Genomic DNA, 16,495 nt, shown 5'->3' with positions numbered 1-16,495 from the left:
TTTTACTAAAACTCTAATGAGATTGTGATTAATATTATTCTGCTATTTCATATCTTGTAAATACTGTTTCTGTTACATATTCTTTTTTTAACTCGCCAAGCGCTTTGAAATGATTCGACTGCTGATGAAGCTCCACAGCCTCTGCTGACTTCCACACCTCCAGTAGCAGAAGCTCGTTTTCGTTATCGGGACTATAGTAGTATTCGTACTTCTCGTTTCCGTCCTCTGCACGGGATGCATCAGCAATGCCACTCTGCAAAAGTGCCTTATAAAATTCGTTGCGTTTTCCGTCTTTTATGTAATAATGTACTTCAACAAATCTTTTCATATATACTTACCTCTTATTTCAAATCATCTCTCACAAAATGGGTTGGATTCCATACTTCTTTTTCGGGCAGACCATATTTTTCCTTGCCAAGAGCTATGGACTTCATCAGAAACGACATATTCCTTGCAAGATTTCTCATAGTCTGTAAGCCCTCTGCATCAAATGCAGATTCACCCTGCAATCTGCCGTGAACACTGTTCCAGTATGTGCTTGAGGCAACAGGCATACCGCAGATAGTGAAGTATTTGTTCAGCTCGTCAAATGTTGCCGAACAGCCTCCGCGTCTTGCTACAACTACACTTGCTCCGACCTTCATTGTCTTGTCAAAGTGAGTACTGTAAAACAATCTGTCTAGACAGGCGATGAGAGTCGCATTTGCCGAAGCGTAGTAAACAGGAGAGGCTGCTATAAGACCGTCTGCAGCTTCAAACTTAGCTGCAATATCATTTACCTCATCATTGAATACACAACGTCCAAGCTCAGCACATTTTCCGCAGGCAATACATCCGCGGATGACTTTGTTACCTATCTGACAGACTTCGGTCTCAATACCCTCTGTCTCAAATATTCTGATAAGTTCGTTCACTGCGACAGATGTGTTGCCATCGGTTCTGGGGCTTCCGTTGATTATAAGTACTTTCATTGAATTTTCCTCCTTATAATTTGACTGAACACATTTCAGCATAAATATCATCAATACTGAAAAATGTCAGAATGTAAAGTGATCTCCGCCCATATTGGCGGAATTAAAAATTGTCCATTAATCGCCTATACTTCATCAGGATGCTCTCCCGACCATCCTCTCTCAGGGAGACATGAAAGGTATGACATATCGTCAGCAGAAATACTGAAGCCAAATATATCCAGATTTTCCTTCATTCTTTCCTTTGATGCAGCTTTCGGGATAACAGGAATGCCTCTTTGATTAAGGTATCTGAGCAATAATGCAGCATTCGAGCAACCGTATTTTGCAGCTATATTTGATACTACACCATCGTTTATAAGTTTTGCTCTGCCAAGCGGGCTCCATGCCTGTGGAAGTATGCCCTCTTTTCTGAGGTAAGAAAGCGTATATTCCTGCATATACCCAACGTGGAGTTCAAGCTGGTCTACCATAGGACGGATTCGTGCGACTTCTAAAAGAGGTCTTATATGGTGCGGAAGGAAATTAGACAAACCTATGGCCTTTACTCTTCCCTGCTCATATAATTCCTCCATTGCCGCCCATGAGCCGCTGACTTTTTCAAACCATTCCTCATCATTTCCGTCATTCTTAGGCCAGTGAATAAGGTACATATCAAGATAATCAGTTTTAAGCTTACGGCAGGACTCTTCAAATGATCTCAGCGTTTTCTCCCCGCCAAGATCGGTATGCCATACCTTGCTGCACAGGAATATTTCATCTCTCGGAATACCAGAACGTTCTATAGCTTCACCGATCTGTTCCTCGTTTCCGTAGAATGCCGCTGTATCGATATAGCGATAGCCGACTTCAAGGGCGTCTAAAATAGTCTGAACACCGCCATTTTCTGTTGAAAGGTATGAACCGTAGCCTACAGCCGGTATCACTGTTCCATTTGTCAGAATGAACTGCTCCTTTGAGTCATTATATCCCACTGCATCAAGTATACTATCAAGAATCCGCATATTTCTGATTGAAAATTCCTCAGTGATATATGGCAATGCTTTTCCATTAATGCATTCATTCATCTGCTCCATCTCCATACTGTAGTTGGAACCGGCATAAACAGTTTCAGCTCGTGTAACTTTTTCACCATTTGAGTTCTTAACTGTTACCTCAAATGACAGCTCACCTTCACCGTTATACTCAACATCGGAACGAATATATCCCTTGGAGCCGTGGATAAACAGTCTGTCGTACCTGTCGCTGGTATCAGTGCCGAGTATCATGCCCGCATTGAATGAAGCTCTTGAACCATCCTCAAATCCAATAAGAACAGAAGCCATATGATCGACGTCTGAGCTTCCAAACTCTGCATCAGCCTTTATGTACTTTACCGGTGAATCAATGAGCGAAAGTATCATAGATGTACAGTAACATCCTACATCATATATTCCTCCTCCGCCCTGCTCCTTGTGAAGTCTGATATCTTCTGAATAGTCCTGTGTAAGAAAGGCGGTATCTATATAGTCTACCTTTCCTATCTCGCCTGATGAAATTATCTCCTTCAGACGGCATATATACGGACTATGGAGATATGCGTAAGCTTCCATAAGTATAACGCCGTTATCCCTTGCTGCTGCAAACATACGACGAAGCTCGCCTTCGTTCATAGCAAGTGGCTTCTCACACAATACGTGCTTATGAGCCTTAAGAGCCTTTATTACCCATTCGCAGTGAATATCGTTCGGCAATGGAATATATACCGCCTCCACCTCCGGATCAGACAGCAAAGCATCATAGCCCTTATAAGCTTTTTCAAAGCCGAAACGCTCCTTATACGCCTGAGCTTTTTCAAGGCTTCTGCCTGCTATCGCATACAGCTCGCAGCGCTTGGCTTTCTGCATCCCTGGTATAGTACCCCATGATGCGATCCCGGCCGTACCCATAACGCCCCATTTTACGGTTCCTTTTTCTTCAGACATAAAGCATCCTCCTATGAATTATTCTTGCTTATTCTATGTACACATCTCTCTGCAATAGATTTTGAAAAAGGCATACAGATATCTGCAACAGGTCCAACCAGAAAAGCGCAGATTATCGTACCTATGCCAAATTTTCCGCCAAGCAGAAAGCCTGTCACTACAAATATCACATCTGTAGTGATTCTTACAGCTGCAAATCGTATCTTTCTTTGTCGCTTATGACAACTGCTACAAGGTCATTTGGACCTGTACCTGCCTCAGATTTAATAACAATCGACATTCCGAATGCCAGTATCCCACAACCTATGATCAGTACAGCAATTTTTACAGGCAGTACAGCATCTCCGATTTTCAAACCGCTCAGCAGCCATGTGAAGAAATCGATTATCGGTCCACCGCAGAACATACAAACTATCGTTCCAAGCTTTATATAGCTTCTGTCGACGATCAAAAGGATAAGAATGATCAAAAAGCAAATGAACATATGCACTATTCCATGAGTTGGTACAAACAGACCTGTTTTAATGACAAGAAGGCGAAGTCCTTGTATCATAACATTGAAAGGATCTGCTCCCGAATCTGCAAGCAGAAATAATGTAACCCCGAGATGAGCGATCACAAGTCCAATAAATAACAGTATCAGCCTGACTAAAGTTTCTTTTGTTTTCTGTTGCATTATCTCAACTCCTCAGAACGGATAATCTTCATCAAGATTAGTTATAAACCTATGGCTGTCAAAATCATTTCTCTTTTTCTCAAAAAGCTCACGCAGTATCTCTGCTGCTTCATAAGATGAGAGCGGAGCAGGATTATCAGCTTTTCCATCAGTTCGTATCCATCCTGGATGAACACAGAATATATTAACTGCCCTATCGTTCCTAAAAGTGTTGTAAAGGTTCATTGTAGCCATATTCAGTGCGGCTTTCGCCATACCATAGTCAATAAGATCAGTACGGTAACACTTCGATATACTTCCCGCTTCTGAAGAGATATTCATAATCAGAGCTGTTCTGTCACTCTTTATCAAAAACGGATAGAATGCTTTTATTACACGCATAGCTCCTACAGCCGCAATATCCACAGTTCTTGCAATATAGTCAAGATCTGCATCAAAGAATCCCTTATCACAATCGGGAGAAACAGATACTGCATTATTTATCAGAAGATCAAGATGGTCCAGTATCCTTGACAGCTCAGCTGCAGCAGTCTGCACTGATTCAGTATTGCTTATATCCATTGTCAGTATCGTAAGCCTATCACCATATTGATTTTTTAGTTCATCAAGTTCAGGACAAGGCTTTCTTATCGTAGCCACAACATTATCTCCTGCTTCAAGATAGCGAAGTACTAAATTGAAGCCAAGTCCTACCGCCTTACCTGCTCCGGTTATCATAACATTCTGAGACATATCTGTCCCCCTTACTTTTATCTGCATTTTACAATTGCTTCTGTAACGTCTGTCAATACCAGTTCGCCGTTCTGATTATATACCTCAAATGATACGGCAACTATACCATTTTTCTCATTACGCTTAACAAGATCTGTTATAGTTGCTTTACCCGTCAGCACATCTTCAGCAAATACAGGCTTCACCCATTCGATCTTAGTTGATTTTCCAGCAAGAAGTTCATCTCCGAAAAAATCCACCTCAAGATACTTAGCCCATACAGCCATGAAAGACATAACACCAGGAGCAATAAGCTTTCCGAACGGCGTAGTTTTAGCATATTCTTCATCAGTATGGAGCGGTACATCATCATATTCTTTCGCAAACTCAAGCATTTTATCTTTGTCTATAACCGCAGGTGCAACATTTACTGTCATTCCGAGCTTCATATCATCAAAATACATTTTTTCCTCCTGAATAATAAGATTTTTCTTTTGTAATGCATATCTGAATTATACCATAGATGGAAAAATTTATCAATAATATAACCAAGATAATTGAAAGAATTAAAAATAATTTACATAATATTCATTGAAAACTATGACCTGATATGATATAATAATTAAAAATTACTTATGATTTGGAGGGCATGATAATGAACAAAGTAAAGAAAAAACTGGCTTTCGGCTGTATGCGTCTTCCTATGACGGATGGCAGAGTTGATGAGCCACAGTTTTGCAGGATGATAGACCGCTTCATCGAAGAGGGCTTCAATTACTTTGATACTGCACACGGATATATCGGAGGTCAGAGCGAAACAGCTATCCGCTCATGCCTTACAAGCAGATATCCGCGTGAAGCTTATCTACTGACAGACAAGCTTACAGACAGCTACTTTAAAAAGCAGGAAGATATCAGACCATTCTTTGAAAAACAGCTTGAATGGTGTGGAGTAGATTATTTTGATTTCTACCTCATGCACGCTCAGAATGCAGGAAATTACGAGCAATTTCAGAGATGCAAAGCTTATGAAACTGCATTTGAACTTAAAGCAGAGGGAAAGATACGCCATGTTGGTATCTCATTCCATGATACCGCCGAAGTGCTCGAACAGATACTAACCGATCACCCTGAGATAGAAGTCGTACAGATACAGTTCAATTACCTTGACTATGACGATCCTGCTGTACAAAGCCGCAAGGTGTACGAAGTCTGTCGCAGGCATAATAAGCCGGTTCTTGTTATGGAGCCTGTTAAGGGAGGAAATCTTGTTAATCTTCCTGATGCTGCCAAACAAGTATTAAGCGGACTCAACGGCGGCAGTATTGCAAGCTATGCTGTACGATTTGCCGCAGGCTTTGACGGAATGCTGTGCGTATTGTCCGGAATGAGCAGTATAGAGCAGCTTGAGGATAATATCAGCTATATGAAGGATTTTCAGCCGCTTAACGATACTGAGCTCAATGCAGTGAATAAAGTAGTGGAAATCCTGCATTCCAAAGACCTTATCCCCTGCACTGCCTGCCGTTACTGCGTGGATGGATGTCCGCAGCATATCGCTATTCCCGATCTGTTCTCATGTATGAACACAAGAGAACTCACGCACGACTGGAATCCGCATATGTATTATGATATACATACACGTGACAGCGGTAAAGCTTCAAGCTGCATCAAATGCGGAAAATGCGAAAAGATATGCCCGCAGCATCTGCCAATAAGAAAACTGCTTGAAGATATTGCAAACACCTTTGAACACTAAGGAGGAAGTACAATGTTTGAAAACGCATTAACTATGAGAGGTTTATCTCACGGCACTAAGATAACATATAAAACCCTTGTTTCTATCGGTCTTATCGCGCTTGCTGTTATTCTGCCGCAGCTCGTTCATCTTGCACTTGGACAGCCGGGCGGTGTCAAATGGCTGCCAATGTATCTGCCGGTTCTTATAGGCGGCTGCCTGCTCGGAACTGAATGGGGACTTGCAATAGGAATACTCACCCCTGTCGTAAGCTTCCTGATAACTTCAGCTATGGGCAATCCAATGCCTATGTCAGCAAGACTTCCTTTCATGATTCTGGAGCTTGCAGTATTTGCAGCTATTTCAGGTCTTTTCACTAAGAAGATATCAGAAAACGGACTTTGGGCTTTTCCCGCCGTAATACTCGCTCAGTTTTGCGGAAGGAGCGTATTTCTCGGAGCAATAGTCGCAACACAGAACTTTACACAGTTCACTCCAAAAATGATATGGAGCCAGATCCAGACAGGTTTCACCGGACTTGCAGTACAGGCTGTACTTGTTCCTGTTATAATAATCGGCCTGAGAAAACTTCTCATAAAGGATAACGCTAATGACTGATATTGAAATTGCAATAAAGAATCTGAATGGACATTCAATATGTCTCTGTAGAAGCGGTCGGTTCTTCACTGACGACAGCAGAGGGATATCGCCTATGATGAGATTTATCGATGAGAATAAAGATCTGTGCGGCTATTCTGTTGCCGACGTTATCGTAGGCAAAGCAGCGGCGATGCTGTTTGTTAAAACAGGAATATCTGCTGTTCACGGCAAAGTAATGTCTAAAAGCGGAAAAGCTTACCTTGAAAGTCATAGTATCCCATGCACATATGATATCCTGACCAAGCGTATAATTAACCGTCATGGTACGGATATATGTCCGATGGAAAAGACCGTGGCAGAAATTGATGATGCCGAAACAGGCTATATAGCGTTAAAATCACGACTGAACGAAATAAAAAAGCAATCTCTTTGATTGAGCTTGTGAAAAGCTATTGAACCCAAAATGTAATTATTGCCTCTTGAATAATAGATTATAGGTATAAAAGGCAATTCTCTCCTAGGGAGGCTGTAACTATCATTCTAACAGCAATTCTATAAACTTAGGCTCATGCTTAGCTTCTTTGACATATCCGAGCATATCATCACGGAGCAAGCCTTCTATTAAGTATTGATGTCATATGGAGAAAATATACTTTATTTTTATTCTAAAAAGGCCAGCTCCCTTGCGGGAGCTGGTTCTTTCATAGCTTTGTACCACCAATAATTTCGTGTGGTTTTTTACTGTAAAACAGTCACACAAATCTGCAAAAATGCATTTAATACTGTTTTCTATACGTAGTTGAGATACTCGTTGAATAGATTTCTTTGTGCTTTGTTCTTGTCTGTTGCCAGAAGCTTCTGATATTCACTTTGCTTCATTATTTGTTTCCTCCTTTCGCGGATATGAATGCATTCACTATATATATTTCTATTATACCACAAAAGTGCAGCATGGAAAATGATATTTTTATTTTTTAATCAAAAAGCAAATAAAAAAAGGCAGCCGCAAGGCTGCCCAATAATCCCCATTCATAAATTCTTATCCTTATCTGATCCTTCAATCAGCCTGTTAAAGTAATCGTCGATCTTTTTATCGACCTGCTTACGCTCCTCTGAGAACGTATGCTGATATACTGATTTAAGCGTAGAATTGGTCGACCACCCTCCCCTCTCCATCGCATACTTGTCAGGAATGTTAAGCATGAGCATAACACTCGCAGACAAGTGACGGAGATCATGAAAAGTCATGTGATCATTGATGACGGCGACCACAGCACCATGCTTTTATCAAGTGAATATTAAAAATAAGGCCAGCCCTTCGGGGCTGGCTATCGCTATTTATGGAGGTTTTAAACAATGGAAGATAACAACAAGAACGCTTTATACTGCTCGCACTGCGGAGCACTTATTGACGAAGAAGATGACTATGAAGAGGTCAACGGTGAGATAGTTTGCACAGACTGTTTTGAACGTCATACCACAACCTGCGACAGATGTGGTGAAACTATCTGGACGGACGATAGCTATGGCGACGAATACACTACTCTCTGTCATCATTGCTATGAGAATCACTACACCAGATGCAGCTGCTGCGATACTCTGATTCATGAGGATGATGCAGCAGGTATCAGCTATGTTAAAGACGATAAAGTCACTATATTCAAAAAGCCCAAGCCTGCGCATAAGATACACTTCAATGAACCTAACGGCACAAAAGCCGTCATGGGACATACCAGACTGGCTACTCAGGGTGATAAGAAGCATAATTTTAATAATCATCCGTTCTCAGGTCATGCTGATAAAGAGTTTGCTTTTGCTCATAATGGAGTTTTATGGAATGACAAAGATCTACGTAAGGAAGGTGTTATACCGACTTCATATATTGATACCGACAGCTACATCGGTGTACAGCTTATCGAGAAACAAGGAAAGCTGGACTTTGACAGCTTACAGTACATGGCTGAGACTGTAGAAGGCAACTTCACCTTCACAATGCTTGATCAGTACAACTCCTTATACATTATAAAGGGGAGCAATCCAATGTACCTGCTCCACTTTGAGACAATAGGCTTATACGTATATGCAAGCACTGAGACAATCATGAAGAAGGCACTGAAACAACTGGGCTTGCATAAATTCGAATCCAAGCGTGTAGATACCGAGGAAGGTGATATTCTTCGTATTGACAGAAGCGGAAAAATCACAAGGTCACAGTTCGAACCAAGGATATATCGCTCTAAGTATTTGAGCTGGTATGATGACGACTGCTCTTCCTATTATAATATACATGAGGAGATACTGTTGGAATACTGTGGCTGCTATGGTGTCGACAGTACTGACGTAGAACTTCTGCTCGATTATGGATATACCTGTGATGAAATCGAGGATATGCTCGCAGATCATAGACTGCTCCATGAAGCACTCAGGGATGTGAAGTATATGTACGGCGAGGATATCTATGAGGGTTGCTATGGGGGGGCCTTTTGATGGGCAAGATCGGGTATATCCGCGTATCGACAGAACATCAGGAGACTGCCCGTCAGGAAGCTATCATGGAGCAATATCAGGTGGAACGTGTCTTTGCCGAGAAGATGTCCGGTAAGAACGCCAACCGTCCGGAGCTGAAGGCTATGCTGGAATATGTCCGGGATGGTGATCCCCTGTATATAGAGAGCATAAGCAGGCTCGGAAGATCGACAAGAGACCTGCTCAATATTATAGACATTCTCCAAAGGAAAGGCGTTACTCTTGTCAGCAGCAAGGAGAACATCGATACCAATGCTCCACAAGGTCGCTTTGTGCTGTCTATCTTCGCGGCACTCTCCGAGCTTGAACGCGAACAGACATTACAGCGCCAGCGCGAGGATATCGCTATAGCCAAGTCTCAGGGTAAGTACAAAGGTAGGCAGCCTATCGCCGTTGACTGGGTAAAGTTCGGACAGTTGTATGAGCAGTGGAAATCTGGCGCTATTACAGCTGTATGGTTTCAGAAAGAAATGGGCCTGCGTGCCAACACCTTTTACCGCAGGCTAAAAGAATACAAAAGAAAGTATATATAAATGAGACGGAGCCGGGATAACCGGCTCCAATTATATTCCAATAGCGTGTTCATTTTTTCTGAAATATTGCAATATCTAAAAAACAACTCTAATGACACAGTTTTTGGCTATGCCAATAGACCTTGGGCTATTGACATATTATAATGAGCCTTTGTATGGTGGCGTTTTTTTATTGACAAGAGTTTAGGCATCTGATATTATAATAATATAGACATGTTTCCAAATACGCTGCACGTTGAGTGCGTGGTTCTGCTGACAAGGAACGACTGATAAAACGCCGATTTTACGTGGTTTTACGGAATATACGTCATTCAAAAAGCACTCAAACCAGCCCGGTTTTCGTGTAAATGGGAACATATCAGGCAAACTGGAAAAGTCCCATGAGATACACGATATTTCCGCATTTTTACGCACTCGGTTGGTTGGTGTGTAATTCTGCGATTGCCCCTTTTTCAGTGTGTGAAAATGCGGACAGGTTTCAAAACAACGTAATATCGAAGAAAACGAAGTCGCAGATTTTCATTGCGAGTTGTAATATCGTTAAGTGTGTGAATATGCAGACAGAAAATACGCTTTAACGGCAATGTGGATATGGATATCTGCTACAAGGATTTCCCGACCATTATCAAGGGTAAGGGGCTGAATGGATTCAGTAAGACTGAACCGACTCCCACACTTGCCCCCGATGTGCAGGAATCCAATGTTACCGTGACTGTACAGATCGGCAAAGACAGCTATAAGGGAACGTTGAAAAAGTTATAAAAAACAGGGCAGGTTTTCCTGCCCCTGTACATATTGTAATGCTATTTATAAAGATGATAGTCTTTGAATTTTCTCCATTTCATATCTTGGGATACAAACCAGGTAATCATCGCTGCTTGTGTGAAGAACCGTATATTTATATGGAATCAAATAATGATCCGGGATAAAACTCCCCACAAAAGGTATCAGCGAGATCAGTCTTCCTTTCTTTTTTACACCCTCTTTCGCATAAGCAGACGGCTTGCTGTTCTGGATCCAATGCCGGATCCTAGCATTGTTCTCGGAATCTACCCACGGTTCAATCAACGAATAAGGAATTTTTGCAGTTCCGGTCACATCCACAAAATAGAATGCTTCAGCGTCTGCGTAGACAAGGTGCAGGCTGTTATCAAAAAGCAGATTCTTCTTTTGCGAAAAGTCATCCGAAACTTTCTGTGGAAATAGCATTTCAATTTCAACTGCATCATCAGGCACATCCATATCACTGCCTGCCAGCATCGCCATTTCCTCAGATTTCCTTTTCAGTGATGGTCTGCTCACCCATATAGCACCAAACACCAATATCAGCGGATACCCGAAAATAGTCAGCAGTCCAAACATCAGCACAAGATTTGAGTTCATTCCGGCAATATCCCCGCCGATCCATATCACTGCCATGATGATGACAAAGAGAAGCGCTGCTCTTTTGATGTTTTTCTCGAAACTGTCGATCTTGTCGTTGTACTGATATATGGACTCTAAAAGCGCCTTATTTGGAGCTTTTACAATGATATTTTCGGTGTTCTCACGATCCTTAAACAAGTTTTTCAACATCTATCTTATCCCTTTCCATTCATATATTACTTTGATTGTCTCCTGCTTATATTATACATCCCATTCCTGAAAAAGTCAATGTGTTACGCCCACATAGCCATCAGGCACAAAAACTCCCCGGAACTGCTCAAAACGAACAGCTCCGGGGAGCATTATTTCGGAATCATATCTTAGCGAGGTATTATCCCTCAATTGCAATATACTTGTGATTCTCCAGCTTCTTAGGCTCTGCCTTCGGAACGCAGATGTTCAGAACACCGTCCTCAAACTTTGCCTTCACATCGGCTTCGGTAACAGTATCACCGATATAGAAGCTTCTCTGCATTGCACCGGCGTAACGCTCCTGACGGATCAGCTTGCCCTTCTCAGTCTTTTCGTCCTTGTCAAGACCCTTTGCGGCACTGACAGTCAGATAACCGTTCTGAAGCTCAAGATTAATCTGGTCTTTCTTGAAGCCCGGCAAATCGATAACGATCTCATAGTGGTCGTCATGCTCATGGACATCCGTCTTCATAACCTGCGCAGCGTGCTTGCCGTACAGCTTCTTCTCCACGTCTCTGCCGAAGTCAGGGAATCTGAAGAAATCATCGAATAAGTTTTCACCGAAAATGCTAGGATACAACATAGGTCAGTCCTCCTTTTTACTCGTCACATTGTTTCCATTGCTTCGAGCAAGGGGACGGAGGGTTCAGCACCCGGATCCTTTGGTGCTTCTCTGTTCCTTTGTTCTGATTATATTATAGCACTCTGAATTAGCACTGTCAAGGGGAGAGTGCTAATTTTCACACAGGTTTCATTTTTTTTGACAGAAATGTCACATTGATTTTAAGGGAGGTATGCTATGGAACAGCAGAAAATCATTGACGAAGTAAACTACCATAAGGCACAAAAGATCACAGAATGACCGTTATGATAAGAATACTTTTTATCGTGCAAATAATGATGTAAAAGGCTATAACCTCATGCATCTGAATGCTTTGTATGACATTATGAACCGTAGATATATCGATGCTGTATTACAGGACAGTCGCATTGAAAATGAGCATTCTGCTCTCATAAGTATGCTTGAAAATATCGGACATGAGTCCATTATCGTTGCGGATAGAGGATATGAATCCTACAACACGATCGCTCATCTTGAAAATAACGGCTTGAAATATGTGATGCGCATCAAGACAAGCGTTGGAATTGCTCATAAATTCAACATTCCCCATAATGAGGAAGCTGATTTTGCTGCAAATATTATTATTACAAGAAGACAAACTAATGAAGTTAAGGCTAATCCTGAACTTTATCGTTATCTTCCGCACTCTTCAAATTTCGACTTCCTTCCGAAAGAATCGAAAGATACATATCCTCTTAAATTCAGGATAATAAGGCTCAAGATATCTGAAGATAACTATGAAACCATTGTTACCAATCTCTGTGATGATGAGTTCTCTGCCGAAGATATAAAGATGATATACAAAATGCGCTGGGGGATCGAGACTTCATTCAGAGAACTGAAGTACCAGGTTGGTCTTATTGCTTTCCATTCAAAGAAAAAGGACTGCGTGATACAGGAAATCTTTGCAAGTCTTATCATGTATAACTTCTCTATGCTGATCACCGAAAATATCACCATAGATGACGATAAGCATAATGATTACCGCTATAAAATCAATTATGCTTTTGCTATACATATCTGCATCAAATTCTTTCGCTCTGCACACGCAAATCCTTTTCTTTTGGAAGAGCTGATAGCAAGAAACAAGTGCCCTGTCAGACCTGATTGTATTGCTGATAGGAAAACTCGATATCATTCTGCTATTCCCTTCAACTACAGACTATCATAATTCTTCGATTATGTCAATCTTTTTTCAAGCAGATCTCGGATCTGTCTTTTCGTCATGCATTTTTTGCGAATGTAACAGCAGGAGTATGTCTGGTCATATTCCAAACATACTCCTGTTCTTTTACGTATTTGATTAGCTTAATGACATTACGCAATAGGCTACCTTTCAATTTGTTCGTGCATCTGATTTATCTGCTTCTTCGACCAATTGAAGATAAGGTCTGACAGTCTTTCAAAATCAGATACTCCGCTGTTTTTTATCTGTATATAAGCGGAGATAATATCCTTTTCGCTGCCTTCAACTTTGCTGAAAAGCTCCTGTAAACGTGCGCTATATTCTCCTGACCGCAGATACCAGAGTGCCTGTATCACAAAGGATGTGGATTTGTACAATCCTTTCAGTATTGCAGGATCTTTCTCATATATCAGATTATGAACGCAGGAGTGATAAATATTGCAGACTCCTATTTTGATTGAGCGCCTGATATCATCATCAGTTATCGAAGGAACAATATCATCAAGAGTTCCTATTATCGGCTTCGTATCATGGTAAAACTGGAACAGATCAGAGACATCCCAGTTTCTGAGATCGTCTGCATCAGAAAGAAATCCACAGAATAATTCCCTGTACGGAAGGGCGTCAAGCATTGTTCGGTAACGTCTTACATCTTCACACGAAAGATTATCGAGAATAACAACGAAATCAATATCGCTGCTTTCTGTTGCTTCTCCGCGTGCGTAGCTACCCTGCAAGCCAACGAAACATATCCTGTCAGGAAACGTATTTTTCAAGGCTGAGATATATTTATCTATAAAAGAAGCTGTATCTATCATGTTTTTCTCCTGAACCATATATTTTTATTATTAATGATTGGATAAAAAGTCCTGACAGCCGATACTATCAGGACTTTTTTCGCAGGAAGCTGTCAATGACCTTTATGCTTATCCCTGCGCTTTTGCTGTTTAAGCTCAAACTGACGCTGCTTTTCGGCTTCACGCTGCTCTTTTGTGAGCTGCTTGTGTTCGGTCTTCATTTGCTCCTGCATTAGCTTCAGCGCTTGCTGCGACTTTGTGCCGATACCTGCGATACTGAGCTGCTTTCGTGCATTGCGCTGCCGCCGTTTGGGATTATCAGCAGTCTGCTTTGTTTTGGCCTTAACATCAGGACTGAACTTCAACTTGTAGTAATGCCTCAGCACGTAATCCCAGACTTCACTGTCCTTGGGTTCTGCTCCGAATGTGACCTTAGCCGCTGAGAGTTTATCATCTTCAGAGCGTTCAAATACTCCCACCCAGAAAGGCTCATCGAAAAATACTGTCAGCATACCGTTCGTTTTGTCCATATCTTTCCCTCCTAAAAATTGCTATGGACAAAGAACGGACAACCCGGAGGGGCAGGTTACTTACCCTGTATTCACAGGACGGCCGGGCTACCTACCGGCTCTAGCATACCCGAAGGTATACGTTGCGTTTTTATCTTTGTCATTTGATTGCACAGTTGTGCTGTTTATATCATAACATATCTGCATGGTTTGGTCAAGACTATGGGTTGACGGAATTTCACCTTTCGGTTATAATATAATCAGGCTCAAGTCATAAAAAAGTCGTGGCGGCAGATGTGCTGCAAATGGCGAAATATCGCATATGTTACGATTCGTGTCATGGGTGTGACCGTACGGTTCTTTACTTTTTTCAGTCCCCGTGTTACCATGAGATTAGCCGAAAGGAAATCATCTGAAAGGAACACGGAATTATGAAAAAGAATGAAAAGAACACACTTATCACAGGTACGATTATGCTGATACTGTTTGCAGTCTGGACTGTACTGATACAGACGGTTGATGTTCAGGCAGTGGGACAGAACGGAACCGACATCGGTTTTGCAGGTCTGAACGTGTGGTTCCATAAAATGACAGGCGTTCATATGTGGGTGTATACTGTCACCGACTGGCTTGGACTTGTGCCGATCTTTATCTGTATGATATTCGGAGTTGTCGGTCTTGTCCAGCTTATAAAGCGGAGAAGTCTTCTTAAAGTTGATAAGGATATTATCCTGCTTGGTATTTACTATATCCTTGTGATATTCGGTTATCTCATATTTGAGATGATACCTGTAAACTACCGACCGATACTTATAGAAGGACGTATGGAGGCTTCTTACCCGTCGTCAACAACGCTCCTTGTTATGAGCGTAATGCCTACGTTGGCTTTTCAGGTGCATCGCAGGATAAGGAATACTAAAGTCAGATACGGTATTTATGCGTTTACGGTCTTATTCACGGCGTTTATGGTGGTGGGACGAACTGTTGCAGGAGTACACTGGCTGACGGATATAGCAGGCTCTGTTTTGCTGAGCTTGGGACTTTATCTCATATATCAAGGTGCTGTCCGACTCACTGACAAAAAATAACTAACGGAGAAATGAAAATGGAATTTCACGAGAAATTGCAGGAATTAAGAAAGAAAAAAGGCTTAACTCAGGAGGAGCTTGCAATGGAGCTCTATGTTTCACGTACAGCTATATCGAAATGGGAATCGGGAAAGGGTTATCCGAATATTGATTCGCTGAAAGAGATATCAAAGTTCTTTTCTGTGACCATAGATGAGCTTCTGTCATCGGAGGAACTCCTTACCGCAGCAAAAGACGAGAACCGCTCAAATATCGGGAAAATGATAGATCTGCTGATAGGCATAGTAGATATAATGAGCATTATGCTTATTCTCCTGCCGCTTTATCCGAAAAAGACAGGAGAGACAGTCTCGGCAGTTGCCCTGTTTGATTACACGAATATTTCCTTCGGGATAAGCTGTGTCTGCTGGGGACTGTTTGCCGCTCTTATCATCATTGGTGCAGTGAAGCTGTTTATGAATTACAGAAACATAGAAAATGGTAGAAGTACTGTTACAGTGGCATCGCTTGTACTTAGCATTATCGCGGTTTTATTCCTGACCATGGCAAGAATACCCTATGCGGCAACAGTAGCGTTTCTGCTGCTTATAGTTAAGGGGATAATGCTTTTCAAAGTTCCGAAAAGCGAGCACTGAACAGATAGGAGATAAAAATGAAATTAGAGAGCTTACCGCCTGTATATGAGGCATACAGTGCAGAATATCCTGATCTTACAGTGTGCCGTATAGTTTTGCAGGAAAAAGAGCTTTACCATGTCATACATAAAGACGGGATGATGCAGGCACAGGTATCGGGCAAATTCAGATACGACGTCAAAACTGTATCTGATTTCCCTGCCGTAGGCGATTATGTTATGGCTGATATAACTGGCGGAGACAGAGCAGTGATACACAATGTTCTTCCGAGAACAAGCGTATTTATCCGTAAAGCTGCAGGAAAATCAAATACTGAACAGGT

20 protein-coding genes and 1 pseudogene are annotated in these 16,495 nt (G+C 41.7%); 10 read left to right on the top strand and 11 right to left on the bottom strand.

From position 1 onward, the window contains the following. Nucleotides 1-34 precede the first annotated feature (34 nt). The 6 genes from BUB28_RS02255 to BUB28_RS02225 form a co-directional block, all read right to left on the bottom strand. Nucleotides 35-328, bottom strand: coding sequence for a putative quinol monooxygenase (locus tag BUB28_RS02255; protein ID WP_072948278.1), 294 nt, complete (start codon nucleotides 326-328; stop codon nucleotides 35-37). Between the two features lie 13 nt (nucleotides 329-341). Beyond that, complete coding sequence (locus tag BUB28_RS02250) at nucleotides 342-971, bottom strand: flavodoxin family protein (protein WP_072948933.1); 630 nt, start codon at nucleotides 969-971, stop codon at nucleotides 342-344. A 125-nt stretch (nucleotides 972-1,096) separates the two neighbouring features. After that, complete coding sequence (locus tag BUB28_RS17325) at nucleotides 1,097-2,935, bottom strand: aldo/keto reductase (protein ID WP_242939910.1); 1,839 nt, start codon at nucleotides 2,933-2,935, stop codon at nucleotides 1,097-1,099. Between the two features lie 184 nt (nucleotides 2,936-3,119). Continuing rightward, complete coding sequence (locus BUB28_RS02235; RefSeq protein ID WP_347497219.1) at nucleotides 3,120-3,611, bottom strand: DUF6198 family protein; 492 nt, start codon at nucleotides 3,609-3,611, stop codon at nucleotides 3,120-3,122. A gap of 12 nt (nucleotides 3,612-3,623) precedes the next feature. Further along, on the bottom strand, nucleotides 3,624-4,343 hold the full coding sequence (locus BUB28_RS02230) for an SDR family NAD(P)-dependent oxidoreductase (protein WP_072948276.1): 720 nt from the start codon (nucleotides 4,341-4,343) through the stop codon (nucleotides 3,624-3,626). Nucleotides 4,344-4,360: 17 nt separating this feature from the next. Next, a complete protein-coding gene (locus BUB28_RS02225; RefSeq protein WP_072948274.1) occupies nucleotides 4,361-4,786 on the bottom strand; it encodes a MaoC family dehydratase in 426 nt (141 codons plus the stop codon). A gap of 191 nt (nucleotides 4,787-4,977) precedes the next feature. Between BUB28_RS02225 and BUB28_RS02220 the strand changes: the two genes are divergently transcribed. The 3 genes from BUB28_RS02220 to BUB28_RS02210 are packed head-to-tail and all read left to right on the top strand — an operon-like array spanning nucleotide 4,978 to nucleotide 7,093. Further along, nucleotides 4,978-6,081, top strand: a complete 1,104-nt coding sequence (locus BUB28_RS02220; RefSeq protein WP_072948272.1) for an aldo/keto reductase — start codon at nucleotides 4,978-4,980, stop codon at nucleotides 6,079-6,081. A gap of 12 nt (nucleotides 6,082-6,093) precedes the next feature. Further along, a complete protein-coding gene (locus BUB28_RS02215) occupies nucleotides 6,094-6,678 on the top strand; it encodes an ECF transporter S component (protein ID WP_072948270.1) in 585 nt (194 codons plus the stop codon). Next, nucleotides 6,671-7,093: a DUF1893 domain-containing protein gene (locus BUB28_RS02210; protein WP_072948268.1), complete on the top strand. Its 423-nt coding sequence runs from the start codon at nucleotides 6,671-6,673 to the stop codon at nucleotides 7,091-7,093. The genes BUB28_RS02215 and BUB28_RS02210 overlap by 8 nt, the downstream gene beginning before the upstream one ends. A 596-nt stretch (nucleotides 7,094-7,689) precedes the next feature. Here the strand turns inward: BUB28_RS02210 and BUB28_RS02205 are convergent. Next, nucleotides 7,690-7,908 carry a site-specific integrase gene (locus BUB28_RS02205; RefSeq protein WP_081373362.1) on the bottom strand — a complete coding sequence of 73 codons (219 nt, stop codon included), beginning with the start codon at nucleotides 7,906-7,908 and terminating at the stop codon, nucleotides 7,690-7,692. Between the two features lie 108 nt (nucleotides 7,909-8,016). Here BUB28_RS02205 and BUB28_RS02200 point away from each other — a divergent pair, with 108 nt between their 5' ends. From BUB28_RS02200 to BUB28_RS16910, 3 genes are all read left to right on the top strand, one after another. After that, entirely contained in the window at nucleotides 8,017-9,147 is a 1,131-nt protein-coding gene (locus BUB28_RS02200; RefSeq protein ID WP_139277498.1) for a class II glutamine amidotransferase, read from the top strand. Further along, complete coding sequence (locus BUB28_RS02195; RefSeq protein WP_072948266.1) at nucleotides 9,147-9,719, top strand: recombinase family protein; 573 nt, start codon at nucleotides 9,147-9,149, stop codon at nucleotides 9,717-9,719. Before BUB28_RS02200 ends, BUB28_RS02195 begins: the two co-directional genes overlap by 1 nt. Nucleotides 9,720-10,310: 591 nt before the next feature. After that, nucleotides 10,311-10,481 (top strand): hypothetical protein, encoded by a 171-nt coding sequence (locus BUB28_RS16910; RefSeq protein WP_175547785.1) that lies wholly within the window; start codon nucleotides 10,311-10,313, stop codon nucleotides 10,479-10,481. 45 nt (nucleotides 10,482-10,526) lie between these two features. Here BUB28_RS16910 and BUB28_RS02190 read toward each other — a convergent pair whose 3' ends face one another. After that, nucleotides 10,527-11,294 (bottom strand): hypothetical protein, encoded by a 768-nt coding sequence (locus BUB28_RS02190; RefSeq protein ID WP_072948264.1) that lies wholly within the window; start codon nucleotides 11,292-11,294, stop codon nucleotides 10,527-10,529. A 181-nt stretch (nucleotides 11,295-11,475) separates the two neighbouring features. Further along, nucleotides 11,476-11,919: an Hsp20/alpha crystallin family protein gene (locus tag BUB28_RS02185; protein WP_024859423.1), complete on the bottom strand. Its 444-nt coding sequence runs from the start codon at nucleotides 11,917-11,919 to the stop codon at nucleotides 11,476-11,478. Nucleotides 11,920-12,172: 253 nt separating this feature from the next. Between BUB28_RS02185 and BUB28_RS02180 the strand changes: the two genes are divergently transcribed. Next, the gene (locus BUB28_RS02180; protein ID WP_278290471.1) at nucleotides 12,173-13,129 is read left to right on the top strand and encodes an IS4 family transposase; all 957 of its coding nucleotides are present in this window, start codon (nucleotides 12,173-12,175) and stop codon (nucleotides 13,127-13,129) included. A gap of 158 nt (nucleotides 13,130-13,287) precedes the next feature. Here the strand turns inward: BUB28_RS02180 and BUB28_RS02175 are convergent, their stop codons facing one another. Further along, nucleotides 13,288-13,962, bottom strand: coding sequence for a nucleotidyltransferase domain-containing protein (locus BUB28_RS02175; RefSeq protein ID WP_072948261.1), 675 nt, complete (start codon nucleotides 13,960-13,962; stop codon nucleotides 13,288-13,290). Nucleotides 13,963-14,054: 92 nt separating this feature from the next. Further along, nucleotides 14,055-14,471 (bottom strand): YjdF family protein, encoded by a 417-nt coding sequence (locus tag BUB28_RS02170; protein ID WP_072948259.1) that lies wholly within the window; start codon nucleotides 14,469-14,471, stop codon nucleotides 14,055-14,057. 410 nt (nucleotides 14,472-14,881) lie between these two features. On the opposite strand from BUB28_RS02170, the gene BUB28_RS02165 reads away from it, so the two are divergent. The 3 genes and pseudogenes from BUB28_RS02165 to BUB28_RS02155 form a co-directional block, all read left to right on the top strand. Next, the gene (locus tag BUB28_RS02165) at nucleotides 14,882-15,538 is read left to right on the top strand and encodes a phosphatase PAP2 family protein (RefSeq protein ID WP_072948257.1); all 657 of its coding nucleotides are present in this window, start codon (nucleotides 14,882-14,884) and stop codon (nucleotides 15,536-15,538) included. A gap of 17 nt (nucleotides 15,539-15,555) precedes the next feature. Beyond that, on the top strand, nucleotides 15,556-16,173 hold the full coding sequence (locus tag BUB28_RS02160; protein ID WP_072948255.1) for a helix-turn-helix domain-containing protein: 618 nt from the start codon (nucleotides 15,556-15,558) through the stop codon (nucleotides 16,171-16,173). A 17-nt stretch (nucleotides 16,174-16,190) separates the two neighbouring features. Further along, a pseudogene (locus BUB28_RS02155) lies at nucleotides 16,191-16,495 on the top strand (ribosome small subunit-dependent GTPase A); the annotation flags it as partial.

The sequence above is a fragment of the Ruminococcus flavefaciens genome (assembly GCF_900143025.1).
Taxonomy (GTDB): domain Bacteria; phylum Bacillota; class Clostridia; order Oscillospirales; family Ruminococcaceae; genus Ruminococcus; species Ruminococcus flavefaciens_I.
The sequence above is the reverse complement of the archived record's forward strand: the minus strand, read 5'-3'. Positions and strand labels throughout refer to the sequence as shown.